Raw genomic sequence first — 24,345 nt, 5'->3', positions numbered from 1 at the left:
TGGCCGGCCGCCGCCGGGAAACCGATGCGCACGATTCCGCTCCTCCTCGCCCTCTGCTCCCTGTGGCTCACCGCCTGCGGCGGGCAGAGCGACACGGTGGCTTCGATCGCCATCCACCCGACGAACCCCCGCATCTGGTACGTGGCGACCAACGACGCGGTCTATAAGACGCGCGACGGCGGCGCGACCTGGGAGCGGTTTCCGAACTTCAGCGCCAGGCGCGTGACGACGCTGGCGATCGATCCGCGATTCCCCGCGACGATCTACGCCGGCACGATGGGCGACGCCGTCTACAAGAGCCCCGACGGCGGCCAGCACTGGCTCCCCCACAACGTCGGGCTGAAGGAGCACGTCTCATACGTCAACCAGTTCGTCTTCCATCCCACCCAGCCCGATACGCTCTACGCCGCCACGACGGTCGGCGTCTTCGGGACCACCGACGGCGGCCGCACCTGGGAGGAGATGATGAGCGGGATGAAGGAGGTGCACATCGTCGTGACCCTCGCGATCAACCCCGCGAACCCGCGTATCCTCTACGCGGGCACGACGGGCGGCGCCTACCGCTCGACCGACGGGGCCGCCTCCTGGCAGAAGATCAACAACGGCCTGATCCCCGCGGAGGTCCTGGAAGCCTCCCTGTCCCTCGGCATCAACACGCTCGCCGTGGACCCGGCGGACCCGCGCACGGTCTACGCGGGCACGACCAAGGGCCTGTTCAAGACGACCAACCAGGGCGAAGTCTGGACGAGGATCGGCGCATCGCTCGGCGACCAGTTCGTGAGCGTCCTGGTGATCGACCCCGCCGATGCCCGCATCCTCTACGCGGGCGGGCGGGCCGGCGTGCAGAAGAGCACCGACGGCGGGCGGACCTGGCAGCCGATGAACGAGGGGCTGGAGACGCTGAACATCCGGACCCTCGTCATGAGCCCGGCGGACCGGAACCTCCTCTACTGCGGCACGAACGGCAGCGGGCTCTACGTGAGCCGGGACGGGGGGAAGGCCTGGACGCGCGTCCCGATCGCCGGAACGGCCGCGGAGGCGAAGTAGATCCCATGCCGATCTTGTACCTCGCCAGACACGGGGAGACGGACTGGAACGTCAGCGGGCAAATCATGGGCGAGCGGCCCGTGCCCTTGAACGAGCGGGGTCGCGAGCAGGCGCGGCGGCTCGCCTACGACGTCGAGGGCCTGGGCGTCCGCCTGCTCCTCTCCAGCCCGGTGGCCCGGGCGCGTGAGACGGCGGAGCTCCTGGCCGAACGGCTTCGGCTGCCGGTGGAGCAGGACGGCGGGCTCACGGAGATCGGGGTGGGCGAGTGGGAGGGCCTGTTCTGGCGGGACCTCGCGGATGAGATCGCGCGGCGCGACCTGTACCTGGCGCCGGAGCGGACGAGGCCGCCGGGGGGCGAGACGTTGGGCGAGGTGCAGGCGCGGGCGGTGGCGGCGGTGGAGCGGGCCCTGGCCCGCCAGCCGGACGGCCCGCTCCTCTGCGTCTCCCACGCGGACGTCGTGCGCGCCGTCGTCGCCCACTATCTGTCGCTCAGCCTGCGGACCAGCCGACAACTGCGGATCGACCACGCCTCGCTGACCGCCCTGCGCCTGCACGAGAGCGAGGCGGAACTGCTCTTCCTGAACCGCGTGCCGGACGCGGACGCGCGCCGGCCCGGTCAGTAGCCGCCCCGCGCGTCCCCTCCCGCCTCCTTCCGCTGATAGTTCCCGCGATACTCGTTCATTCCGTCGTTGACCGCCTTCCACTCCTCGGCCGTCATCAGCTCCTTCATCTTGAAACGGAGCCCGAGGATCTTCGTGGCGGACCGCATGCGGCTGTTGCTCAGCTCGTCCAGGACCTTGGTGAAGTCCTCGGGCGGGGCGTTGTAGTCGGCGTTCAGCTCGTAGAGCCGCCCGTGCAGCTTCCTGTTCTCCTCACGCACCGCCTTCACCTCCGCGACGATCTCGTCGAGGAGGGCTTGGGCCTTCGCCGCCTTGTCCTGATCCTTCACGTTCTTGGCGATGATCGCCTTGACCTCGCCCAGCCCCTTTTCCATGGACATGCCGTGGCCGGCGCCGTGGTAGGGCGCGCTGCAGCCGACTGGAATCAGCAGCGCGAGGGCGAGGATGGAACCGGTGGGGAATCGCATAGCCTCCTCCTTGGTCGTAAGCATGATGCTTGTTCGAGCGCTCACTTTACCACAGGCGATTGGGGGTGGCCAGGAGAACCCGCCCACCTGAGGCGGTGCGGGCCTCTGCGAAGGCGGACATACGGGACGATCAAGCCTTGACATATCGGTGAATCAATGTATTCGATGGCTTGTTCCTTTCGCTCAAAAAATATCATGGCGGTTTGTAAAAAATTTTGTTGACAGGATTCTGAAGCTCTGCTACAAAGCAAGCATGCTGTCAAGAGGACTTGCTTGTGGAAGAGCTGAAAGACATCATCGTCGGCCTTGAGCAGCGCATCAGTGTCTACAAAAACCGCCTGCAGGAACTGGAAAAAAAGCGCGGCCGACTCGAAGAGGAAATTGCCACCATTAAGAAATACCTGGAGCTCGCCGAAACCCTCTACCGGGTCGAGGCCGACAAGGCCAAGCTCGCCAGCCTGTCGAGCCAGATCATCACCGACGAAAAGGGGGCGCGCCCCCTTCCCGTCACCGACGTCACGGACCAATCCCGCGAAATCCTGCTCGGTCGAAGCAAGTACGTGGGGATGAGCGTGCCCGAAGCCGCCTACCAGATCCTCCGGGAGGCCCGCCGCGCCATGCACGCCAAGGAGCTGTTCCAGCGCCTAGTCGAGGGCGGCATGCAGATCAAGGGGAAAACCCCCCTGACCTCTGTGGCCACCTCGCTGAAGCGGGACCGGCGGTTCAAGAAAGTCGGGCCGAATACGTTCGAGGTGTTGGAGGCTCCGTTCTCGGAAGCGGTCTGACGTCGGAGCCACGCTGAGGCAGTGGACGCCGTTTAGCCCACGAAAGGAGGTGAGGGTCTTGGCGACGAAGAAGGCTGCGAAGAAGAAGAAGAAGTAAGCCTCCCCTACAGCGACGCCGGGAGTGGGGCCACCCGCTCCCGGCGTTTCTTTTTGCCCGCGCGCTGAAAGGGTCAGACCGAGGTCTGAACGTCTTCGGTGGGGAAAGTCGGTCAGCAGGGGGTCGAGGCGTGGAGGGTCGCGCCGGCCGCGCCGATGAAGGCGGGGCGCCTGGGCTTCGCGACCGCCGCCTGCGCCTCCTCGGCGGTGTTCACGAGCACCCACGCGTCCTCCCGCTTGAGGATCTGTTCCACCAATCGCGTGTGCATCGCGTGGCCCGAGCGGTCGGCGGTGAGATGGCCGATGAAGGGCATGCCCAGCAAGGCCAGGTCGCCGATCAGATCGAGCACCTTGTGCCGGACGAACTCGTCCGCGAAGCGCAGCCCCGAGGCATTCAGGATGCCGTCCTCGGACAGGACGATCGTGTTGTCCAGCGAGCCGCCCAGCCCCAACCCCTTGGACCAGAGCCACTGCACCTCCCGCAGGAAGCCGAAGGTCCGCGCCGAGGCGATCTGCTCCGCGAACGACGCGGCCGACAACTCGAACGCGCAGGTCTGGGTCTGGATGAGCGGATGGGGATAGCTGATCGTATAGGTGATGCGCGGGCTCGCGGCCGGCTCGATGACCACCCGGCGCGCCCCGTCGCTCACCTCGATCGGTTCGAGAATCTTGAGGTAGGGCTGCGGCCGGCCCTGGCGGGCGATGCCCGCCGCGCGCACCAACTGGACGAAGGCCGCCGCGCTCCCATCCATCGCCGGCACTTCGCCGGCATCCACTTCGACATAGACGTTGTCGATCTCCAGCCCCGCCAACGCGGCGAGCACATGCTCGATCGTCTTGATCTCGCTGCCGTTGACCTGGATCGCCGTGCAGAGCTCCGTCGGCACCAGGTTGGAAACCGCCGCCCGGACCGCCACCGGCCGGCCGTTATGGAGTCGAATGAACATGATGCCCGTCTCGACGGGCGCAGGACGAAGGGTGAGCGTCGCCGGCTTGCCGGAATGGAGCCCGATCCCCGAGCACGTCACCGTCCGAGCCACAGTCTGTTGCTGACGCATACCCCCTCCCTCCAATGGTGCGTCGAAGAAAAAGCAACTGGCGTGCCAATAAAATTCTCCGCAAGTCCTTGAAAACACGACGACGATTAGCGTGTAGCCGGTTCAGGCTGTGGTAAAAACCTAACAGGTGTGGCTTTTTCACGGGGAACCGAGGCCCTTTCCCATGTCCGTTGCGAGTTCCGACAAGCCCGTGCTAGAGTGCCCGCCGCTCGCCGGAGGCCACCGCATGGAACCGAACGACCGCTTGATCACCAAGAAAGAAGAATGGGCCAGGCTCAAGCGAGGCCTGGTTGAAGAAGGGGTGACCCAGGATCTGCGGCCCAGGCGCGACCGGCTGCCGCCAGGCCAACACGTGACCAAGGGCTGGCCCGTCCTGGACCTCGGCATCCATCCGGAGATCGACCCGGCGACCTGGACCCTGACAGTGGGGGGATCGGTCGAACGGCCCCTGACCTGGACCTGGCGAGACTTTCTGTCCCAACCCCAGACGCAGATCGTCTCCGACTTTCATTGCGTGACGACGTGGAGCACCTTCGACAACGAGTGGACTGGCGTCGCCTTCCGCCATCTCCTGCATCTCGCGCGTCCCCGCCCCGAGGCCCGCTTCGTCTTCTTCACCTCCTACGACGGCTATACGACCAATCTCCCCCTCGACGCCTGCGACGATGAGGATGTCTTGCTCGCCGCGACCTGGAACGGCGAGCCCCTGCCCCGCGAGCACGGGGGCCCGGCCCGCGTGCTCGTACCCAAGCGCTATGCTTGGAAGGGGGCCAAGTGGGTGAAGACGATCACGTTTCTGGAACAGGACCGGCCGGGCTATTGGGAAGTGCGCGGCTACTCGAACACCGCGCTGCCGTGGGACGAAGACCGCTACGGGTAAGACGCGCTCGGGCCTCGGCCGCCGGCGCCGGGGGCTCTCATTCATGCGTCACCCGGCCCCGGATGGAACCCACTCCTGGGCGTCGGTCGCGCTCCCGCCCCGTCACCCCGGCGGACGCCGGGGTCCAGGACCGGGGGCTGGATCCCGGCTTGCGCCGGGATGACGGATTGCGCCGTGATGCCGGCACCGATCGCTTCGCTAGGGATGCGGCTCGAGCTGGATGAGCCCCTTGCGGATGGCCAGGATGGCCGCCTGGGTCCGGTCGTAGACCTGAAGCTTGTGGAAGATGTTGCGGACGTGGTTCTTGACCGTCTTCTCGGACAGGTCGAGGCTGTTGGCGATCTCCTTGTTGGTCTTCCCGTCCGCGACGAGCTTGAGCACGGTGATCTCGCGCTCGGTGAGGTCGTGCTCCACCCACGCGGGCTTCTTACCCTTCCCCTTCTGCGTCAGCAGCGAGAACTCCGCCAGGATCTTGCTCGCCACCGAGGGATGGATCAGCGATTCCCCGCGATAGATGGCCCGGATGGCCGCCACGATCTGGGCCGAGTCCGTGTCCTTGAGCAGGTAGCCCGTCGCCCCCGCCCGCACGAGGTCGAAGATGTACTGCTGCTCCTCGTACATGGTCAGCGCGACGACCCCGATGTGCGGGAACTCGCGCTTGATGATCCGCGTGGCCTCCACGCCGGTCATCCGGGGCATGCTCACGTCCATGAGGATCACGTCGGGCAGGAGGGCGCGGGCCTTCTCCACGGCCTCCTGGCCGTCCTGCGCCTCGCCGACCACCTGGATGTTCTCCTTGGTTTTCAGGATCGCCGCCAGCCCCTCCCGCACCACCCGGTGGTCGTCGGCGATCAGGACCTTAATCCGCTCCATCGCGACCGGCCTCCTTCTTGACCAACGGCACCGAGATGGCGATCCGGGTGCCCCGCCCCTTCCATGACTCGATCCGCGCCTCGCCACCGATGAGCCGCGCGCGCTCGACGATGCCGCGCAGCCCGAAGTGATCCCACTTCTCCGGGTCGCACGACGCCGCTTCCACGTCGAAGCCGATGCCGTTGTCGGTGATCGTCACCGTCAGCGCGTCCCGCTCGATCGCCAGCTCGACCGACACGCCGTCGGCCCGCGCATGCTTCTGGACGTTGCTCAACGCCTCCTGGACGATGCGGAACAGGAAGATCTTGGTCTTCGGAAACAGAGTCGTCTCGTCCCCCGAGACGGCGAATTCCGTCTTGATGTGGTACTGGCTCTCGTAGGACTTCAGGTAATTCGTCAGGGCGGGGATGAGGTCCAGCTTGTCGTAGTGGACCGGCCGCAGGTTGAAGATCACCTGCCGCGCTTCCTGGATGGCCAGCTTGAGCTGCTGCCGCGTCTCGCGCAGCGTGGTCATGCAGGCCTTGGGGTCCCGCTCCAGCAACTCCTGGCAGAGGTCCAGCTTGAAGTTGACGCCAGCCAGGTTCTGCACCAGGCCGTCGTGGATCTCGCAGGCGATCCGGGTCCGCTCCTCGGTGACCGCGGCGCCGGACTCCTTGACGTAGAGCCGGTAGAGCGATTGGTACTTGTTCAGCGTCTTCTCGATCTCGGAGGTCGCGCGGATCCTCGCCTCGATGAGCTGCCACATGAACTTGGCGCTCGCGCCGCCGATGACCGCGACGCCCATCCGGTGGAAGGCCTGGAGGCTGCGTCCCACCTCGGGGCTCCCACTGACGTCGATGACCAGGTCCACCGACTCCAGCGCGAGCAGCTCCTTGTAGTTCCGCGTGAGGGGAATGCCGAGCTTGCGGGCGAGCGGGACGCCGGGCGCGAGGGGGTTGGTCTCCGCCACGCCCACGATCTTCACGAGCGGGTCCTTCGCGAAGATCTCCATGAGGGCGGTCCCGCCGCGGCCGGCGCCGATGATGGCGACGTGCGTGGCGGCGGTGGATTCGGCGGCCTTCCGAGACCGGGCGGCCTTGGGCCCGGCGCGCTTGGCGGGCCTGGGCTCTTCCCCCGCACGGCGACCCGGCCCGCGGCGTAGGCTCCCGGCCCGCGAGGCGGGGGACGGCGAGGGGGATGGGCGAGGGGGCGGCATGGACGGGGCGCTACTTTTCCCGCCGCTCGCGGGCCAGGGCCTTGAGCTCGTCCATGAACTGGTCGATGTCCTTGAACTCCCGGTAGACGGACGCAAACCGGACGTAGGCGACTTGGTCGAGCTGGTGCAGCTCCTTCATGACCTCCTCGCCGATGGCCCGGCTCGAGATTTCCGTCTCCCCCAGCTCCTGGAACCGCTTCTCCAGGCGGTCCGCCACGGCCTCGATGGTGGCCGTGCTGATGGGGCGCTTCTCGCAGGCCTTCTTGAGACCGGCCAGGATCTTGGCGCGATCGAAGGGCTCGCGACGCCCGTCCTTCTTGACGACGACGGGCAGGCTCTCTTCGATCCGCTCGTAGGTCGTGTACCGCCGCTTGCAGCCGAGGCACTCGCGGCGGCGCCGGATGACCTCGCCCTCCTTGGCCATCCGGGAGTCCACCACCTTGTCCTCGACCTCATCGCAGAAGGGACACTTCACGAGGATCCCCCCGGCTCAGGCGGGCGACGCTCCGTCGGTGTAAAAGAAGGGAAACCGCTTGCACAGCGCCTTGGCCTGCTGCCGGACCTCGCGCTGCGCAGCCTTGTCCTTCACGTTCGCGAGCACGCGGTCGATCATCCCGACGATCTCGGCCATCTCGGGCTCGCGCATGCCGCGCGTGGTGACGATGGGCGCACCGATGCGGATGCCGCTCGCGACGGCGGGCGGCTTCTCGTCGTAAGGGACGGTGTTTTTGTTCACGACGATGCCGGCGTGGTCCAGCGCCGCCTCGGCCTCCTTGCCGGTCAGCCCCTTGCCGCTCAGGTTGATGAGCAGGAGATGGGTGTCGGTGCCGCCCGACACCACGCGATAGCCGCGCTCGGCGAGCCCCGAGGCCAGTGCCCGCGCGTTGGCGAGCACCTGCGTCTGGTAGGCCGTGAACGAGGGCGACAGCGCTTCCTGGAGCGCCACGGCCTTGGCCGCGATCACGTGCATCAGCGGCCCGCCCTGGATGCCGGGGAAGATGGCCTTGTCCACGGCCTTGGCGTGCTCGGCCTTGCACATGATGATCCCGCCGCGCGGACCGCGCAGCGTCTTGTGGGTGGTGGTCGTGACGAAGTCCGCGTAGGGCACTGGGTTCGGGTGCAGCCCCGCGGCGATCAGCCCGGCGATGTGGGCGATGTCCACGAGCAGGTAGGCGCCGACCGCGTCGGCGATCGCCCGGAACTTCGGGAAATCCAGCACGCGGGGGTAGGCACTCGCCCCGACCACGATCATCCGGGGCCGACACTCCTCGGCGATCTTCCGGACCGCGTCGTAGTCGATCGTCTCCGTGGCCCGGTCCACGCCGTAGAAATAGGAGCGGAACAGGATGCCGGAGAAGTTCACCCGGCTGCCGTGCGTGAGGTGGCCGCCCTGCGAGAGGTCCATGCCCAGGATCACGTCGCCGGCCTTGAGCACCGAGAGGTAGGCCGCCATGTTGGCCTGGGAGCCGCAGTGGGGCTGCACGTTCACGTGGTCCGCGCCGAAGATCTGCCGGCAGCGCTGGATCGCCAGCTCTTCGACCGCGTCCACGTACTGGCAGCCGCCGTAGTAGCGCTTGCCCGGGTAGCCCTCGGCGTACTTGTTCGTCATCAGGCAGCCCTGGGCGGCCAGGACCGCGGGGCTGGCGAAGTTCTCCGAGGCGATCAGGAGCACCTTCTCCTTCTGGCGGCGCTCCTCGCCCTGGATGGCCTTGTAGACGGCGGGGTCGGTCTGCTTCAGCGCTTTCAACGAGCCGACGGCGTTACGCATGCATGCTCCTGGCTTGGGCGGTCACGGGTCGTGGTGTCGTCCCCTGCGGAGGGGCGGGGAGGGGACAGGCTCACGCCTCCGCGGGCGCGGCCTCCGTCTCTTCCTTCTTCGGCTCTTCCTTCTTGATCACCTGAACGGAGATCGTCGCGGTCACGTCCCGATGGAGCTTGACCGGCACCGTGGAGGTGCCCAGCTCCTTGATGGGCTGGGAGAGCTGGATTTTCTTGCGGTCCACCTCGAAGCCCTTCTCGGCCAACGCCTCGGCGAGGTCCTTGCTCGTCACCGAGCCGAAGAGCTTGTCCTCCTTGCCGGCCTGGACGGTGAAGGTCAGGGACACCGCGGAGAGCTTCTTGGCGAGGGCCTCGAACTCCAGCTTCTCCTTCCTGGCCTTCTCCGCCGTCACCCGCTTCGCGTGCTCCAGGGCCCTCACGTTGCGGGGGTTGGCCTCCAGCGCCTTTTTGCGGGGGAGGAGGAAGTTGCGCGCGAACCCCGCGGAGACATCCAGCAGGTCCCCCACGTGCCCGACGCCGTCCACGTTCTCTTGCAGAATCACCTTCATAGGGCTAACTCCTTCTTGAGAAAGCAGAAATCATATAGATCGCATGGTCAAATGTCAACGCGGCGATTCGCGCCTCCGGCCAGTGGACAGGCCCGAAGGCCGGCGGGTAAGATAGCGCCCCGACGGCGCCCCACGGAGGTCGCGACCTCAAGGTGACGGCCGGCGGGCGCCGTGCCGGTTGATCTCCGAGCCTTCACCCCCATGACCACCCTGGAGCTCCTCGACCATTTCGCCCGCGCCCTGGCCGCGGAGCGCGACGCCGCCGCCCCGCGCGGCCTGGATCGGCCGATCGCCTCTAGCGGCGGCCGCCGCCTGGCGACGGTCGGCGCCCTCCACCTCTATACCCTGTCCGTGCCCGCCGACGCGCCCCTGTTCGAGGACCTGCCCGTCACCGTCATTCCGCCGGACGACACGGAGCCGACCGAGGGCGTCGTCGTCGGCCGCGCCGAGGGTCTGGCCTGGGTCCAGACCTTCGATGCGATCGGGCAGACGCTCGCGTCGGCCACCATCGTGCCGGACGCCACCGCCTTCTTCGACGGGGCCGCCAAGCGGCTCGCCGAGATGGAGGTCAAGACCGACTGGTATACGCTCGGGCCGGCCGAGCGGCTGCTCCCCTGGCTCGACCCGGACCAGGCGGGGGCTCCGGAGGCGCGCGCCGCGACCGGCTCGGCCGCCTTCACCACCATCTGGGCCGACGACCCCGGCGCGCGGCGGGCGAAGCTCGTCACGCTGGCGGTGGAACTGGTCCGCGCCAACAAGCGGCTGCTGCTCGTCAGCCCGAGCCACCGGGACGCGGATGAGCTGCTCGGCCTCCTGGCCCGCGCCATGCGGGCCGGCGGCCTGACCACGTACAAGAGCCTGCTCTGCCGCTACGAGCTGGCCGTGTCGGGGGAGGCCGCCGGGATGGCGCTCCAGGACCTGGGTTTCGAAGCCCAGATGCACCAGTTCTTCGCCAAGGCGCGCGCCGGCAAGGCGTCGCTCCGGCGCAAGTACGAGCGGTTCCGCGAGCTGACGCCCCTGCTCGCCTACAAGGCCGAGAAGCAGAAGGACCTCGACGAGGTCAAGCACCTGGAATGGCGCCTGCTCCACCAGCTCAGCGAGCTGCAGGGCAAGATCAAGGAGATCGACAAGACGCTGGCCGAGTACGAGGCGCTCCCGATCTGGAAGCGGCTCGGCATGCAGACCGTGGGCAAGAACCAGCAGTCGCTGCCGGAGTACCGGCGGTTGCACGAGGAGCAGGTGCAGCGGCTCATGAAGGAGCTGGAGGTCGCCCAGCACCGCATCGAGGAGCTCAAGCCGGAGGCGGCGATCCCCAAGGAGCTGCGGCCGGAGTACAACGAGCTGAAGGAGGAGATCATCCGGCTGGGCGGGACCAGGAAGATCCGGGAGCTGCTCGCCGCGGAGGAAGGGACCAACCGCCAGGGCTTCATCCAGAACCGGCGGCTGGTCGTCACCTCGGCTGCGCGCGTCGTCTCCGACCCGCTCTTCAGCCGCGTCCGCTTCGACGTGCTGCTCGCCGACGAGGCGCCCCTGATCCCCGCCCCCTTCCTGCTCGGCGCGGCCGGCCTCGCCCGCGAGCGGATCGTCCTCTGCGGCGACACCCGCCACATTCCCGCCGAGGGCTGGCGGCCGACGAGCGCCATCGCCGGGCTGCCGCAGCCCGCCGGCTCGCCTTGACGCGACCGCGGCCGATCAGTGATAATGCCGCCTCCGAGGTGGCTTCGCATCCTTCAGGGATGCTCGAATGCGCCTAGAACTAAGGCCGCAGCGCGCGAGAGCCCGAGGCGTACTCTTTGGTCGGTACGTCGAGGGCTTGAGCGACGCGAGAACGAAGTTATAGGCTTATTTCAGCATCCCTCAAGTGCCGAAGTGGCGGAACTGGCAGACGCACCAGATTCAGGGTCTGGCGCCCGCAAGGGTGTCCGGGTTCAAATCCCGGCTTCGGCACCACCTTTCATCCCATCCCACATTATTCACGGCGGTTCGTCGCGAAATCGCGCAGTCGCTGGCGAGACGGGCGCGTGGAGCCCCGAGGGCGGGAAGCGTACTCCTTGCCAGTACGTTGACCGACTGAGGGGCGAGCCCGCCCGCCTGGCCGCACAGACTCCGCGACCAGGCTTGTCGCAGCCGCGCATGTGCGATTGCAGCAGAAGCGTTCGTGCGTAATGCGGGCTAGTGCTTCGTCCCACAAGTTCGTGGCATGGTCATGCCGGCGGAAGCCGGCATCCAGGCTCGCGTAAGGACGTTGGATTCCGGCTCGCGGCTGCCTGGCGGCCCTTGCCGGAATGACGAACTGAATGACGGGACGCCGCACGAGGCGGGCGCTTCTCCATCATTCCCCCCATCGTCCTCCCGGCCTCGCTCGACTCACGGACTTTCCCACGCCATCCGCGTGACCTTTTCGGCGAAGGCTCCACAACAGCATGGGCAACGCGATTCGGCGAGGCGGTGGCCGTTGGTCAGATAAGGAGGCGCCGTGTCGAAACGTCTCATCATCACCCTGGCCGGCCTGGCGTTCTTCGGACCGTGGGGCCAGGCGCACGCGGAGATGACGGTCGACCTCAAGGACGGGACGGTCGTGACGGTGCCGGTGAGCAAGGAGGACGTCGGCTCCATCACCTTCGTCGAGAAGGGCGCCGCGGGCAAGACCCTGGTCATCCCCAACGACAAGCCCGTCAAGGTGAGGAGCGCGACGGCCCTGGAGCGTGGCCGCTGGTACGTGATCGAGGCGAGCGGCGTGATCAGCGACTGGAGGGACAAAACGGACGGGCTGGACGCCCTGTGGTGCTCCGCCGAATGGCGCTGCGGCAAGGAGGGCCAGGGCTGGAACCAGCTCCGGATCGACGACAGGGGGCTTCCCGACCTCGCCGGCAAGCCGATGCCCTACGATCCCCAGCACGTCTACCAAGTCCGCATCCAGGGCCGGGGCGAAGCCCCCTCACGGCTTCTCCTTCTGCAGTGAGCACATGGTGGCCTTCCACTTCTTGCCGGCATCCGCCGCGGTCCGATAGAGGCGGAGCTTGGCGGCCGTGGGGCCGGCCTCCAGGATGGCGACCTCGAAGCCGAGGGGCGGCTTGTCCTTCCAGATCACCGGGCCCGTCGCGGCGGCGAACTGGTAGGCACCCTCGACCTCCTGGCTCATCGCCCGGTCAGTGCCGTCCGCCTGCGAGAGGATCGCCCCGAGAGACGTCGCGTTGGGCAGGTAGACATAGCAGTTGGACTGGCCCGGCGGCAGACCCTCCGCCGCGAGCGCCGGCTGCGCGGCCAGCATCAGGAGGCCCGCGAGTCCCAGCGCCCGGCCGCCTCGCCAGCCCGTTGCCACCGACCGCACGCTGACGTACACTGGCCACACATCGTCACCGGAGAGGAGGAGGAGGCCATGTCGCTCGCGGGGATGAATCGCCCGGCCCTGTGCCGCAGCCTGGCGCCGGCGCTGGGACTACTCCTGTGCGTGGCCGCGCCGGCCTGGGCGGAGGGTGCGGCGGAGCAGCAGGGCCGGGAGTCGCTCCGCGGCCTGCCGGGCCTGGAAGTGATCGTGGACGAGCTGAGCCCCGACGTCCAGGACGCGGGCCTGCGCCCCTCCGAGATCGAGGAGGCCGCCAGGGAACGGCTGCGGAAGGTCGGCGTGCCCCTGCTCGGCCGGAAGGACCGGCTCAAGACGGCGCCGGCGGCGGCCCTGATCATCCGCGTCAGCACGCTCCACGACAAGATCGGCCGCTATTTCCTCTGCGTCGAGCTGGAGCTCCGGCAGCGGGTCCGGCTCATGCGCGACGAGGAGGCGCAGGTCACGGCCGTCACCTGGTCCCCGCCCGCGCTCATCACCGCGGTCCCGGACGATAACCTCAAGCAGATCCGCGACATCGTGGCGCGGAAGGCGGACCAGTTCGCCAAGGACTACGCGGCGGTCAACGGTAAGTGACCGGAGGGCCGGGCGCCGTGCCGGCTTGATCGCTCGGCTCTCCCCCCTGTATGATCGCCCCCATCACGGCCGCAGGAAGAACCCGCGCATGCTGACGGACGACCTGGCCCGCACCTTTCTCGCCACCCAGTCCTTCAAGTGGGACCGCGGCGCGGGCTTCACGCTGGCCTCTGGCGCGGTCAGTCCCTTCTACGTGGACTGCCGGAGCCTGATGGCCCATCCCGGACCGCGGCTCCTGGTCGCGCAACTGGCCTGCGAGCGGCTGGCCGGCCTGTCGTTCGACTGCCTCGGCGGGCTGGAGCTCGGCGCCATCGCGATCGCGACCGCCATCTCGGACGAGGCCTTCCGCGCGAAGGACCGTCGGGAGTGGCGGACCTTCGTCGTGCGCAAGCAGGCCAAGGGCCATGGGCTCGGCAAGCTGATCGAGGGGGCGGCGCGACCGGGGGACCGGGCGCTGATCGTGGACGACGTGCTGACGAGCGGCGGGTCGGTGCTCAAGGCCCTCGCGGCGGCGCGGGACTTCGGCCTCAAGGTCGAGCACGCGCTGGTGATCGTGGACCGCAGGGAGCAGAGCGGGCGGGCGCGGGTGGAAGCGGAGGGCGTGACGCTCTACAGCCTGCTGACGATCGACGACCTGATGGCGGTCTGGGACGGCGGCCGGCGCTGAAACCGAGGCGGCGCGCCACCCCTATTGGCAGCTAAACTGCATCGCCCAGCGGTGTTCAGCGACGACCTCCGCGCCCGCCGCGCTCTGGACGATCCGCCCCCGTCCCCTGGCCTCCCCCTCCCGGACGATCTGATAGCCCCGCGGACATTGCTGCTCGATGAGCGCGATCGCCTCGCCGCGGAACTTCGTCACCATGTGGCCGACCTCCTCGCGGTAGGGATAGGTGACGATGCCGCCCCGGTCATCGGACCGGACGAGCTTCGCCCCCTCGCCACAGCCCGCGCACAGCAGGAGACAGACCAGGAGCACCCTTGACCGGGCTTTCTCCGCAATCTTATGATGGCGGCACCGGTTCATTCCCCCTCACCAGGTTTCACAGGAGGCTGACCATGACACCCCGCACCGCGCTCGCCGGCCTCGGGCTGGGGCTGGCGTTGATCCTGGCCGTCGGCGGCGGCGTCCAGGCCTATCACTCCTACGTGCTGACCGTCTCCCAGCTCCGGGCCGGGCTGGAGAAGGCCAGGAACCAGAACAAGGGCTTCTTCCTCATCGACGTCCGCTCGCCCGAGGAGCATGCGGGCGGCGTCATCCCGGGCACGGACATGAACATCGAATACACGCAGATCAAACAACGCCACAGGGAGATCGGCGCCAAGCCGGACGACCACATCGTCGTTTACTGCCAGTCCGGAAAGCGCAGCAACATCGCCGCGGAGACGCTGGCCGACCTCGGCTACAAGAACGTGTACAACGTGGCGGGCAGCATGAACGCCTGGCAGGCGGCCGGCTACCCGATCGCGCCCCCGCCGCGGTGAGCTGCCCCCACCGCCCGCCGTCGGCTAGTTCCTCGGGAAGATCCCGATCACCGCCGGGAGCGGGATGTGTCCCGTTCCGCTCCCGTCCGCCAGCGCCACCCAAGGCGGCGCCTCGCCCCCCCGCCCCGCCCGCCGCTCCAGCAGCGACCCGGCCATCAGCAGGTCGGACGAATTGCCCCCGTCCATCGCCATCGCCTGGACCAGGGACGGCAGCCGATCCCGTAGACAGAGGGCCAGGTCCCAGAGCGTCACCGCCTCCGCGGTCTTGAGCAGGAGGATGTTCCCCGCCCCGTCCTCCCCCACTACCGTCTGGTGCGCGCGCTTGCCCGATTGCTTCACCCGGGGCCTTCCCGCGCGGTCCACCAGCATCAGGGATTGGGCTGCCTCGCGGTAGGCAGGCTGTTTGGGCGCCAGGGGCTCCGCCGTCAGGTCGAGCACGCGCGCCTTGCGCAGGCCGGGCTCGGCCGGCTCCGCGACGAACAGGCCCTGCCACTGCGGATGCCGCTTCCCGCCGAGCGACCGGCCATCTTTATAGAGCAAGCCCAGGTAGGCGTAGTCCTCCGCGAACTGGCCCGCGTTGACGAGCAGGATCGCGCCGACCCGTTGCCGCCACTGCTCGATCGTCGGCGGCTCCGCCAGCCCCTCGTCACGGTAATGATAGGTCGCGAACCGGTACCGCTCCGGGTCCACGCGCACGACGACGAGCGGCGGCACCCGCTGCCCGCACCCCTCGCCGGGCGCCCACCAGGCCGCATCGAGGCCGTCCGCGAGCCGCTCCCATCGGACCTCCTCGGCGGACAGGCTCGGCGCCATCGCCGCGCAGGCCGCGAGCGCGCAGGCACACGCCAGGGCCGGAGCCCTGCGGGTACGTCCACCCTCGGCCAGGCGGCCGGTCATCAGCCGCCGAAGGGCAGTGTCGGAGGCAGGGAGGCGGCCGGAGCGGCGAGGTTCGAGACCATCATGGTCGCGGCGATGACCCATTCGATGAAGGGCTTGGGGTAGATGCCCAGGATCAACGTGCCGGCCAGGCCCGCGTAGACCACCGCCTTCATCGGCGTGGAGATGGTCAGGGGCGAGGGGTCGTGCGGCTCGTTGATGTACATCTTCTTGACCACGATCAGGTAGTAGTACATCGAGATCACGATGTTGACGAGCCCGACGAGGATGAGCGTGTAGAGCCCCTCGTTGATCGCGGCGAGGAAGATGTACAGCTTGCCGATGAAGCCGGCGAGCGGCGGCACGCCGGCCAGGGAGAGCAGGAAGACCAGCATCGCGAAGGCGAGGAAGGGCGACCGCCGGTTCAGGCCGTTGTAGTCCTCGATCTCGTCGCTGTTGATCAGGTTGCCGATCGCGATGACGATCGCGAAGGCGCCCAGGTTGGCGAACAGGTAGGTCAGCAGGTAGAACAGGATCGCGTCCTCGCCCATCTTCGTGCCGGCCGCCAGGCCGATCAGGACGTTGCCGATCTGCGCGATGCCGGAGTAGGCGAGCAGCCGCTTGATGTTCTTCTGGGCGATCGCGACGATGTTCCCGTAGGTCATCGAGAGGATCGAGGCCCCCACCAGCAGCAGCACCCAGGCCGGCTTCAGCGTCGCGAGCGACACCAGGAACATGCGGAGCAGGATGGCGAAGGCGGCCCCCTTGGGCGCGATGGACAAAAACGCGGTCACGGGCGTCGGCGCGCCGTGGTAGGTGTCGGGAATCCAGGAGTGGAACGGCACCGCCCCGACCTTGAAGCCCAGCGCGGCGAAGATCAACAGGAAGCCGATCACCAGCCCCGGCGTCACCGGGGCGCCTGCGATGTCGGCGAACACCAGCTTGCCCGTCTCGCCGTAGACGAGGCTGATGCCGTAGGCCAGCAGGCCGGCGGCGAACACGCCGAGGATGAAGAATTTGAGCCCCGCTTCGTTGGACGCCACGTCCTCCCGCAGGTAGGCCACGAGCACGTAGAAGCCGAAGGTCGAGAACTCCAGGGTGATGAAGACCGAGAGGAGGTCGTTGGCCGAGGCCATGAACATCATGCCCAGCGCGGACATGAGGACGAGGAAGTAGTATTCGCCCTTGAAGAATCGGAAGCGCCGGACGTAGTCGATCGAGGCGAGCACGACGAACAGGGTCGCCGCGACGACGAAGATCTTGAAGAAGAGCGAGAGCCGGTCCAGGACGAACATCCGGTTGAACAGCGAGCCGGTGATCCCCTGGACGTCGAAGCAGACGAGGGTCGCGAGCACCACCCCCAGCCCGGCCGCGCTCAGGTAGGCGATGCGCTCCTTGGGCAGCCGCGGCATGAGGAAGTCCACCGCCAGCACCACGCAGAGCCAGAGCGTGAGGAACAGCTCCGGCAGCATGAGCAGGAGATCGGAGCCCGATAACGTGAGGTTGAAGGTCATTCCAATCCTCGTGAGGGGTGAGGGGCGGGGAGCGAGGAGTTGCCGGCGGTGACCTCCATCGGGCTCGGATTGTCGAGGGCGTTCGCCTCACGCCTCACCCCTGACGCCTCGCCGCTCTGGGCCGCGAGCGGCACGACCTTCGCGATGCGCGCGACCAGCGGGTCCGTCCCCGCGCGGATCACGTCGTAGAACCGGCCCGGGAAGAGCCCGAACGTGATGCTGCAGGCGATCATCAGCAGCAGCGGGGCCCGGTCCACGGCCGCGATCGCGTCGTGGGCGTGGGTGTAGTGGGCGTCCATCGGTCCGTAGAACACCCCGCGCATCATCCGGAACAGATAGGCCATCGTGAGCACGATGCCGACGACGGCGACGAACACCTGGAAGGGATACTTATTCCAGCTCCCGACCAGGATCATGACCTCGGCGATGAAATTCACCGTCCCCGGCATGCCGATCGAAGCCATGCAGGCCACCAGGAAGCAGCCGGCCACGAAGGGCATGCGGTTGACGAGGCCGCCCAGCGAGGGGATGTCGCGCGTGTGCGTCTGGTCGTAGACCCAGCCGGCCATGGCGAAGAGCATCCCCGTGGCCAGCGCGTGCGCGAACATGTACAGCACCGCGCCGCTGAGGCTGATGTAGTCCAGGGCCGCCATACCGAGGAAGACGTACCCCATGTGGCTGGAGCTGGAATAGCCGATGACGTACTTGGTGTCCTTGGCGTAGAAGGCCACGAACCCGCCGTAGACGATGCTGAAGATGCAGAGCACCGCCGCGATCGGCATCAGCTCCCGCGTCGTCTCCGGCAGGATCTCGTAGGCGACGCGGATGATCGAGAAGTGCCCCAGCTTCATCAGCACGCCCGCGTGGAGCATGCTCGTGGCGGCCGGCGCGGCCGCGTGGCCGACCGGCGACCAGGAGTGCAGCGGCCAGATCGGCGCGATGGACGCGAAGCCGAAGAAGATCAGCAGCCAGATCAGCGTCGCGAGGCCGCCGGAGAAATGCGCCTGCTCGCGGAGCACCAGGATGTCGAAGGTGTGCAGCCCCGAGAACTTGTAGATCAGCAGGATGCCCATGAGCGCCACCACGGCGCCCGCCGAGAGGAAGAGCGTCAGCTTCATCGCGGCGTATTCCTTGCTGTTGGCCGCGAAGTTGAAGATGAAGCCGACCGAGTCGCGCTTCTTGAGCCCCTCCGGGTCGGTCATCTCCAGGTAGCCCTTGGTGTGGCTGCCCCAGACGCCCAACAGGAGGTACATCGGGATCACGGACATCTCGTAGAAGAAGTACAGGAAGAACAGGTCCAGCGACATGAACACGCCGATCGTGGCCGCCGCCAGGATCAGCAGGAAGATGTAGAACTCCTTCGTCCGGTCCTTGATGTGCCAGGAGACGAGGACGCCGGCGAACAGGAGGATCGCGGAGGCCAGGACCAGCGGCGTGCCCACCCCATCCACGCCCAGGTAGAAGGCGATGCCCAATTCCTTGGACCATTCGAACCGCTGGATGAACTGGTAGCCGCCCCGGGCCGTATCGAAGGCGTAGAAGAGGTAGAAGGAGGCGATCATCGAGATGAAGGCCGAGGCCGCGGCGACGAGGCGCACCTGGAGCGCCTGCCGGTTCGGCACGAAGATCAGCGCGATGGCCCCGACGAAGGGCGCGAAGAGGATGACGAGCAGCGTGGAGTCGCCCATCGCTTACAACCGGTAAGGAGTACGGGGTAAGGAGTGCGGCGAGGCAGACAGAACGGTGGAGCTCGATGCCCCGCCCCGCTCACTCCTCGCCCCCGACCGATTCCCCGCCCCCCGCCCCCTTGCGCCTAACGATTGCTGCGCCACCGCCGGCCCTCGCTTGTCCAGCCGCTCGACCACGGCCTGCACCGAACCGTTCATCATCCGCAGGAACGGCGCGGGGTAGAGCCCGATCCAGAAGATCATCACGCTCAAGGCCGTCACGATCACCTTCTCCCGGCTCGTGAGGTCCGGGATGGCCTGCGCGGCGCCCGGCGTCAGGGGCCCGAACATGGCGCGCTCGTAGTACCAGAGGAAGTAGGCCGCGCCGACGATCACGCCGGTGACCGCGATCGCCCCGTACAGCCAGTGCGCCTTGAAGGCCCCGAGCAGGATCAGGAACTCGCCGACGAACCCGTTCGTGCCCGGCAGCCCGATCGAGGCCAGCCCGATGATGAGCAAGAACGTCGCCAGCAGCGGCACCTTGGCCGCCAGCCCGCCGAAGGCCGAGAGGTTGGTCGTCTGGCGTCGCGAGTACAAAAAGCCGGCGACGAAGAACAGGCCCGCCGTGCTGAATCCCAGGTTGATCATCGTCAGCAGGCTCCCCTGCAGCCCCTGGAAGTTCAGCGCGAACAGCCCGACCACGACGAAGCCGAGGTGGCTCACGCTGCTGAAGGCCAGGAGCCGGCGGAAGTCCGGCTGGATCAGGGCGATGATCGCCCCGTAGAGGATCGCGGCCAGCCCGAGAGCCATGACGATCGTGACGACCGTGGCGTTCTGCGAAGCGTCCGGCAGCAGCGGGAAGCTGAACCGCAGAAAACCGTAGGTGCCCAGCTTGATCCCGGCCAGAACCACCGACATCCCGATGGGCCCCTCCACCAGCGCGTCGGGCAGCCAGGTGTGGAAGGGGACGATCGGCGCCTTGAACGCGAACCCCATGAAGATGAGCCAGAAGATGAGGACCTGCTTGCCGGCGGGGATCGGTACGCTGAGCAGATCGAGGAAATCGAAGCTGTAGGCGGGCTCGACCCGGTGCCCGGCCGCCCACTCGTGGTAGTTCAGGTCCAGGAGCACGAAGCCGACGAGCATGAACACGCTGCCGAGCAGGGTGTAGAGCACGTACTTGAGCGCCGCCGTCTGCCGCTCCGCGCCCCCGCCCCAGAGCTTGATCAGGAAGTAGCTCGGGATCAGCATCAGCTCCCAGAAGACGAAGAACAGGATCAGGTCGATCGAGACGAAGATGCCGACCGTCGTCGTCTCCAGCGCCAGCAGCGCGATGAAGTACTGCTTCACCTGCGAGCGGACTGTATCCCAGGAGTAGAGGATGACGAGCACGGTCAGGAAGGCGGTCAGGCCCACGAAGAGCACGCTGATGCCGTCCACGGCCAGGTGGTAGCTGATGCCGAGGGGCGGAATCCAGCGGAGCCGCTCGGAGAACTGCATCGCGGCCGAGTCCGGCACGAAGCGGAGCAGCACGACCAGGGCGAGGATCAGCTCGACCAGCGACACCGCCAGCGCGGCGGTCTTGATCAGCTCCTCCTCGTCCAGCAGCCAGAGGACCAGCGCGCCCGCCAGCGGCAGGAAGACCAGCAGCGACAGGATCGGAAAACCGAAGGTCAGTTCTTCGAGCATGGTACCATCAACCGTCAGCCTCAGCCGTCCGTCGCGTCATGCCGGCGACAGCCGGCATCCAGAATCCGGACTGGACCCCGGCGTCCGCCGGGGTGACACCCTTAGCGCCGGGGGGCGGCTGACCGCGTCCCCGCACTATTTCAACGCCACCCCGATCCCCGAGGAGCCGCTCCACCAGAGCAGGATCAGGTGCACCAAGATGAACAGGCCCGCGACGATGATCGCCGCGTAGTGGTGCACCATGCCGCTCTGCAGCCGGCGCCAAGAGCGCGCGGCCAGGTGGTTGCCGTACCCGATCACGTTGAGGCCGGCGTAGATCACGTGTTTCTCGATCCAGGTGCTCCCGGCCGAGCCCGCCTCCGTCATCCGCCCGACGCCGCGCACGACCCCGTCGATCACCGCCTGGTCGAACCGGTCCCACAGTCGGCCGAGGCGCTTGGTCGGCTCCACGAAGAGGGCGTCGTAGAGCTCGTCCACGTAATACTTGTTCAGCAGGGTCGTGTAGGCGCCGGGCATCCGGGAGGCCAGGTCCTCCGCCGCCTCCGGCTTGACCGCGTAGAGGTAGTGGGCGAGCCCCCAGCCCGCCAGGGCGATCACGGTCGCCACGCCCATGAGGACGATCAGGAGACCGAACCCCGCCTCGTGCCCCCCCGCGCCGCCCTTGATCGCCGTCACCGGCTCCAGGAAGTGGTGGAACCAGCCGGACTCCGGCGGCACGCCCGGGAAGCCCCCGATCACGGAGAGCGCGGCCAGGACCACGAGCGGCCCCATCATCACGAGCGGCGACTCATGGATGTGCGCCGCCGTGTGGTGGTCCACCCGGCTCTCGCCGTAGAAAGTGAGGTACGTCAGCCGGAACATGTAGAAAGCCGTCAGGAACGCGCCCAGGGCCGCCATGGCGTAGAGCGGGTAGTAGCCGTGGACGAAGGCGTGGGCCATGATCTCATCCTTGCTCCAGAACCCGGCCAGGGGGAAGATGCCGGCGATCGCGAGCGTGCCGATCAGGAACACGGCGTGGGTCCAGGGGATCGCGGCCTTGAGCCCGCCCATCTTGCGGATGTCCTGCTCGCCGTGCAGGGCGTGGATCACGGAGCCGGCGGAGAGGAAGAGCAACGCCTTGAAGAAGGCGTGGGTCATCAAGTGGAAGATCGCGGCCGTGTAGGCGCCGATCCCGCAGGCCAGGAACATGTAGCCGAGCTGGCTGACGGTCGAGTAGGCCAGCACCCGCTTGATGTCCGTCTGCACCAGGCCGATCGTCGCGGCGAACAGCGCCGTGAACCCGCCCACCCAGGCGACGGTCGTCATGGCCGCCGGGGCCATGTCGTAGAGGACGTGGTTGCGCACGACCATGTACACGCCGGCGGTCACCATCGTGGCGGCGTGGATCAGGGCGCTCACCGGCGTCGGGCCCTCCATGGCGTCGGGCAGCCAGGTGTAGAGCGGCACCTGGGCGGACTTGCCGACCGCCCCGACGAGCAGGCAGAGGGCGATCGCCGTGGCCGTGCCCGTCGAGAGCTGCCCCGCCTGCGCGAAGACCTGCGTGTAGTCGAGCGTCTTGAAGTTCACGAAGACCAGGAAGATCGCGAGCAGGAAGCCCGCGTCGCCGATCCGGTTGACGACGAAGGCCTTGGTCGCGGCCTTGGCCGCCGATACGCGGTCGTAGTAGTAGCCGATGAGCAGGTAGGAGCAGAGCCCCACGCCCTCCCAGCCGATGAAGAGCACCAGGTAGTTGTTGCCCATCACCAGCAGGAGCATCGAGACCATGAAGAGGTTCATGTACGTGAAGAAGCGCGTGAAGCCCTCCTCCCCGTGCATGTACCCGACCGAGTAGACATGGATCAGGAAGCCCACGCCCGTCACGACCAGCAGCATGATGCAGGTGAGCGGGTCGACCAGGAAGGCCAGGTTGATCGTGAGATCCCCCCCGAAGATCCACTTGTAGACGACGACCTCGCGCGCCCCGCCGCCCAGCACGTCGGCGAAGACGGCCATCGCGCAGAGGAAGGAGAGGCCGACCGCTCCCCAGGCCAGGCGATGCGCCAGTTCGTGGGAATAGCGGTGCCCCAGCAGGCCGTTGAGCAGCACCGCCACGAGCGGGAAGGTCGGGATCAGGATGACGAGGAGGTCGGACATGGTTCGCGGTTAGCTATCCGCTTTCAGCAAGACCGTCATCCCGGACGGTGGCAATCCGTGGTCGAGTACGCCATTGCGGCGAACGCCGGAACCCGGGTCTGGGATCGCACGCCCCCGTGCTCCTGCTGGGCCCCGACTTCCGCCTTGGGGACGACCCGTCGCCGCAATGACGAACATCGTGGACCGTCACCACTTCAACAGGTTCATCTCGTCCACGTTGGTCGAGAGCTTCCCGCGGAACACGACGATGATGATCGCGAGCCCGACCGCCGCCTCGCCGGCCGCGATGGCGATGACGAAGAGGGCGACGATCTGGCCAGCCATGGACTCCAGGTAGTGCGAGAACGCGACGAGGTTGATGTTCGCCGCGTTCAGCATGATCTCGACGGCCATGAGCACGATGATGAAGTTGCGCCGGACCAGGACCCCGATCAGCCCGGTCGCGAACAGGATCGCGCTCACCGCCACGTATGCGCTCAGGGGCACCACGGCTACAAGCCTCTCGCGAAACGCGACCGGTGCAACGTGAACAGTGGGGTCGTCCGGGGCACGGCCTTCGTCCTCTTACCTTTCCCTTGCCCCCGCTGACGTTTCATCCACATCTACGGCCGTCGGCGTCTTGGCCAGGACGATGGCGCCGATGATCGCGCCGGTCAGGAACACCCCGATGATCTCGAAGGGCAGCAGGTACTCGCTGAACATCTTGATGCCGACCGCGTGGCTGTCCCCGCCCTTGAGCACGAGGTCCGTGGGCGCGTCGCCCCTGGCCCCGCCGAAGGGCGAGCGCAGGACGAGCAGGAGCAGCTCGCCGCAGATCGCCAGGGCCGCGAAGAGCAGGACGGCGTAGCGCGAGTGGAGGTAGCGCTCCTCCGTCTTCAGGTTCAGCAGCATGAGCACGAAGAGGTACAGGACCAGGATCGCGCCCGCGTACACGATGATCTGCACGGCGAAGAGGAATTCCGCGTTCAGCAGCACGAACAGGCCGGCCACGTGCAGGAGCAGGGTGAGCAGCGCCAGCCCGCAGTGGACGGGGTTCCGCAGCGCCACCGTGAGCACCCCCGCGGCGATGCTGACGAGGGAGAAATAGCCGAAGAAGAAGAGGACCATTCGACGATCGGGCTCAGGTTAGGTGTTTGGGCGGCACCGTCTGGGTCGGCTTGACGACGGACTGGGGGAAGAAGTAGCGGTAGTCGTGGAACATCTCGTCGTCTTTCTCCTGATTGTGCGCGTACAGGTATTTCTTCGCATCTTCCAGGTGACGCTCGCCGATCTCGTAGAGGCGCTCTTTGTCGAACAGCAGCGTGCGCTTGTCGTGGGTGGAATACTCGTACATCTTCGTCATGGCCAGCGCGTTCACAGGACAGGCCTCGACGCAGTAGCCGCAGAAGACGCACTTGGTGATGTCGATGTAGAACTCGCTCGCGTACCGCTTGAGCGGCAGGCTCCGGTCCTCGGCGCTGACGACCTTGATGCAGCGGGAAGGACAGGCGGCCTCGCAGAGGTCGCAGCCGACGCAGCGCTCGGCCCCGTCGTCGTAGCGCAGGAGGCCCAGGGCGCCGCGGTGGGTGTCGGGGATCGTGCGTTGCTCGCGCGGGTACTGGAAGGTGATCGGCTTGTGGAACATGTGCTTGAAGGTGACCTTCATCGCCTCCCAGATCTCGGCGAAGAGCGCCGCCTCCCAGATTTTCCTCGCCAACCCGCCTGCGTTCATGCCGCT

At 67.3% G+C, this 24,345-nt stretch carries 26 protein-coding genes and 1 tRNA gene; 10 read left to right on the top strand and 17 right to left on the bottom strand.

Going from position 1 to position 24,345, the window contains the following annotated elements:
• The first annotated feature begins 24 nt into the window (after positions 1 to 24).
• Both AC1U7O_RS02930 and AC1U7O_RS02925 read left to right on the top strand, forming a co-directional pair.
• On the top strand, positions 25 to 1,047 hold the full coding sequence (locus AC1U7O_RS02930; protein ID WP_479893073.1) for a WD40/YVTN/BNR-like repeat-containing protein: 1,023 nt from the start codon (positions 25 to 27) through the stop codon (positions 1,045 to 1,047).
• A 5-nt stretch (positions 1,048 to 1,052) separates the two neighbouring features.
• Positions 1,053 to 1,670 carry a histidine phosphatase family protein gene (locus AC1U7O_RS02925; RefSeq protein ID WP_479893072.1) on the top strand — a complete coding sequence of 206 codons (618 nt, stop codon included), beginning with the start codon at positions 1,053 to 1,055 and terminating at the stop codon, positions 1,668 to 1,670.
• Here AC1U7O_RS02925 and AC1U7O_RS02920 read toward each other — a convergent pair.
• The gene (locus AC1U7O_RS02920) at positions 1,664 to 2,134 is read right to left on the bottom strand and encodes a hypothetical protein (RefSeq protein WP_479893071.1); all 471 of its coding nucleotides are present in this window, start codon (positions 2,132 to 2,134) and stop codon (positions 1,664 to 1,666) included. The two genes, AC1U7O_RS02925 and AC1U7O_RS02920, sit on opposite strands and share 7 nt — an antisense overlap.
• 275 nt (positions 2,135 to 2,409) lie before the next feature.
• Between AC1U7O_RS02920 and AC1U7O_RS02915 the strand changes: the two genes are divergently transcribed.
• Positions 2,410 to 2,919 carry a winged helix-turn-helix domain-containing protein gene (locus tag AC1U7O_RS02915; RefSeq protein ID WP_479893070.1) on the top strand — a complete coding sequence of 170 codons (510 nt, stop codon included), beginning with the start codon at positions 2,410 to 2,412 and terminating at the stop codon, positions 2,917 to 2,919.
• A gap of 209 nt (positions 2,920 to 3,128) precedes the next feature.
• Here AC1U7O_RS02915 and lpxC read toward each other — a convergent pair whose 3' ends face one another.
• A complete protein-coding gene (gene lpxC, locus AC1U7O_RS02910) occupies positions 3,129 to 4,073 on the bottom strand; it encodes a UDP-3-O-acyl-N-acetylglucosamine deacetylase (RefSeq protein ID WP_479893069.1) in 945 nt (314 codons plus the stop codon).
• Positions 4,074 to 4,299: 226 nt separating this feature from the next.
• Between lpxC and AC1U7O_RS02905 the strand changes: the two genes are divergently transcribed.
• Positions 4,300 to 4,953 (top strand): sulfite oxidase-like oxidoreductase, encoded by a 654-nt coding sequence (locus tag AC1U7O_RS02905; RefSeq protein WP_479893068.1) that lies wholly within the window; start codon positions 4,300 to 4,302, stop codon positions 4,951 to 4,953.
• 198 nt (positions 4,954 to 5,151) lie between these two features.
• Here AC1U7O_RS02905 and AC1U7O_RS02900 read toward each other — a convergent pair whose 3' ends face one another.
• The 5 genes from AC1U7O_RS02900 to rplI form a co-directional block, all read right to left on the bottom strand.
• A complete protein-coding gene (locus AC1U7O_RS02900; RefSeq protein ID WP_479893067.1) occupies positions 5,152 to 5,826 on the bottom strand; it encodes a response regulator transcription factor in 675 nt (224 codons plus the stop codon).
• Complete coding sequence (locus AC1U7O_RS02895; protein WP_479893066.1) at positions 5,813 to 6,817, bottom strand: sensor histidine kinase; 1,005 nt, start codon at positions 6,815 to 6,817, stop codon at positions 5,813 to 5,815. The genes AC1U7O_RS02900 and AC1U7O_RS02895 overlap by 14 nt, the downstream gene beginning before the upstream one ends.
• 214 nt (positions 6,818 to 7,031) lie before the next feature.
• Positions 7,032 to 7,496: a transcriptional regulator NrdR gene (gene nrdR / locus AC1U7O_RS02890; RefSeq protein ID WP_479893065.1), complete on the bottom strand. Its 465-nt coding sequence runs from the start codon at positions 7,494 to 7,496 to the stop codon at positions 7,032 to 7,034.
• Between the two features lie 15 nt (positions 7,497 to 7,511).
• Positions 7,512 to 8,768, bottom strand: coding sequence for a serine hydroxymethyltransferase (locus AC1U7O_RS02885; RefSeq protein ID WP_479893110.1), 1,257 nt, complete (start codon positions 8,766 to 8,768; stop codon positions 7,512 to 7,514).
• A 91-nt stretch (positions 8,769 to 8,859) separates the two neighbouring features.
• The gene (gene rplI / locus AC1U7O_RS02880; protein ID WP_479893064.1) at positions 8,860 to 9,348 is read right to left on the bottom strand and encodes a 50S ribosomal protein L9; all 489 of its coding nucleotides are present in this window, start codon (positions 9,346 to 9,348) and stop codon (positions 8,860 to 8,862) included.
• A gap of 201 nt (positions 9,349 to 9,549) precedes the next feature.
• Between rplI and AC1U7O_RS02875 the strand changes: the two genes are divergently transcribed.
• The 3 genes from AC1U7O_RS02875 (at position 9,550) to AC1U7O_RS02865 (ending at position 12,310) form a co-directional block, all read left to right on the top strand.
• A complete protein-coding gene (locus tag AC1U7O_RS02875; protein WP_479893063.1) occupies positions 9,550 to 11,025 on the top strand; it encodes an AAA domain-containing protein in 1,476 nt (491 codons plus the stop codon).
• Positions 11,026 to 11,211: 186 nt separating this feature from the next.
• Positions 11,212 to 11,298: transfer RNA gene (locus AC1U7O_RS02870), tRNA-Leu, on the top strand.
• Between the two features lie 526 nt (positions 11,299 to 11,824).
• Positions 11,825 to 12,310 carry a hypothetical protein gene (locus tag AC1U7O_RS02865; RefSeq protein ID WP_479893062.1) on the top strand — a complete coding sequence of 162 codons (486 nt, stop codon included), beginning with the start codon at positions 11,825 to 11,827 and terminating at the stop codon, positions 12,308 to 12,310.
• Here AC1U7O_RS02865 and AC1U7O_RS02860 read toward each other — a convergent pair.
• Positions 12,287 to 12,691, bottom strand: coding sequence for a hypothetical protein (locus AC1U7O_RS02860; protein ID WP_479893061.1), 405 nt, complete (start codon positions 12,689 to 12,691; stop codon positions 12,287 to 12,289). The genes AC1U7O_RS02865 and AC1U7O_RS02860 overlap by 24 nt on opposite strands.
• 36 nt (positions 12,692 to 12,727) lie before the next feature.
• On the opposite strand from AC1U7O_RS02860, the gene AC1U7O_RS02855 reads away from it, so the two are divergent.
• Positions 12,728 to 13,267 (top strand): hypothetical protein, encoded by a 540-nt coding sequence (locus AC1U7O_RS02855; protein ID WP_479893060.1) that lies wholly within the window; start codon positions 12,728 to 12,730, stop codon positions 13,265 to 13,267.
• Between the two features lie 88 nt (positions 13,268 to 13,355).
• Positions 13,356 to 13,934 carry an orotate phosphoribosyltransferase gene (pyrE, locus tag AC1U7O_RS02850; RefSeq protein ID WP_479893059.1) on the top strand — a complete coding sequence of 193 codons (579 nt, stop codon included), beginning with the start codon at positions 13,356 to 13,358 and terminating at the stop codon, positions 13,932 to 13,934.
• 21 nt (positions 13,935 to 13,955) lie between these two features.
• Here the strand turns inward: pyrE and AC1U7O_RS02845 are convergent, their stop codons facing one another.
• On the bottom strand, positions 13,956 to 14,243 hold the full coding sequence (locus tag AC1U7O_RS02845) for a hypothetical protein (RefSeq protein WP_479893058.1): 288 nt from the start codon (positions 14,241 to 14,243) through the stop codon (positions 13,956 to 13,958).
• Positions 14,244 to 14,323: 80 nt separating this feature from the next.
• Here AC1U7O_RS02845 and AC1U7O_RS02840 point away from each other — a divergent pair, with 80 nt between their 5' ends.
• Entirely contained in the window at positions 14,324 to 14,749 is a 426-nt protein-coding gene (locus AC1U7O_RS02840; RefSeq protein ID WP_479893057.1) for a rhodanese-like domain-containing protein, read from the top strand.
• A 24-nt stretch (positions 14,750 to 14,773) separates the two neighbouring features.
• On the opposite strand, the gene AC1U7O_RS02835 is transcribed toward AC1U7O_RS02840, so the two are convergent.
• From AC1U7O_RS02835 to nuoI, 8 genes are all read right to left on the bottom strand, one after another.
• On the bottom strand, positions 14,774 to 15,646 hold the full coding sequence (locus AC1U7O_RS02835; protein WP_479893056.1) for a phosphodiester glycosidase family protein: 873 nt from the start codon (positions 15,644 to 15,646) through the stop codon (positions 14,774 to 14,776).
• Complete coding sequence (locus AC1U7O_RS02830) at positions 15,646 to 17,139, bottom strand: NADH-quinone oxidoreductase subunit N (RefSeq protein WP_479893055.1); 1,494 nt, start codon at positions 17,137 to 17,139, stop codon at positions 15,646 to 15,648. Before AC1U7O_RS02830 ends, AC1U7O_RS02835 begins: the two co-directional genes overlap by 1 nt.
• Positions 17,136 to 18,827, bottom strand: coding sequence for a complex I subunit 4 family protein (locus tag AC1U7O_RS02825; RefSeq protein WP_479893054.1), 1,692 nt, complete (start codon positions 18,825 to 18,827; stop codon positions 17,136 to 17,138). Before AC1U7O_RS02825 ends, AC1U7O_RS02830 begins: the two co-directional genes overlap by 4 nt.
• 3 nt (positions 18,828 to 18,830) lie before the next feature.
• Complete coding sequence (locus AC1U7O_RS02820; RefSeq protein ID WP_479893053.1) at positions 18,831 to 20,495, bottom strand: complex I subunit 4 family protein; 1,665 nt, start codon at positions 20,493 to 20,495, stop codon at positions 18,831 to 18,833.
• A 135-nt stretch (positions 20,496 to 20,630) separates the two neighbouring features.
• Complete coding sequence (gene nuoL / locus AC1U7O_RS02815; RefSeq protein ID WP_479893052.1) at positions 20,631 to 22,628, bottom strand: NADH-quinone oxidoreductase subunit L; 1,998 nt, start codon at positions 22,626 to 22,628, stop codon at positions 20,631 to 20,633.
• Between the two features lie 186 nt (positions 22,629 to 22,814).
• Positions 22,815 to 23,114: an NADH-quinone oxidoreductase subunit NuoK gene (gene nuoK, locus AC1U7O_RS02810; RefSeq protein ID WP_479893051.1), complete on the bottom strand. Its 300-nt coding sequence runs from the start codon at positions 23,112 to 23,114 to the stop codon at positions 22,815 to 22,817.
• Between the two features lie 78 nt (positions 23,115 to 23,192).
• On the bottom strand, positions 23,193 to 23,735 hold the full coding sequence (locus AC1U7O_RS02805; RefSeq protein ID WP_479893050.1) for an NADH-quinone oxidoreductase subunit J family protein: 543 nt from the start codon (positions 23,733 to 23,735) through the stop codon (positions 23,193 to 23,195).
• A 13-nt stretch (positions 23,736 to 23,748) separates the two neighbouring features.
• Positions 23,749 to 24,339: an NADH-quinone oxidoreductase subunit NuoI gene (gene nuoI, locus AC1U7O_RS02800; RefSeq protein WP_479893049.1), complete on the bottom strand. Its 591-nt coding sequence runs from the start codon at positions 24,337 to 24,339 to the stop codon at positions 23,749 to 23,751.
• Between the last annotated feature and the right edge of the window lie 6 nt (positions 24,340 to 24,345).

It is taken from the genome of Candidatus Nitrospira neuquenensis (assembly GCF_979578155.1).
This window is presented reverse-complemented; position numbering and strand designations above follow the sequence as displayed.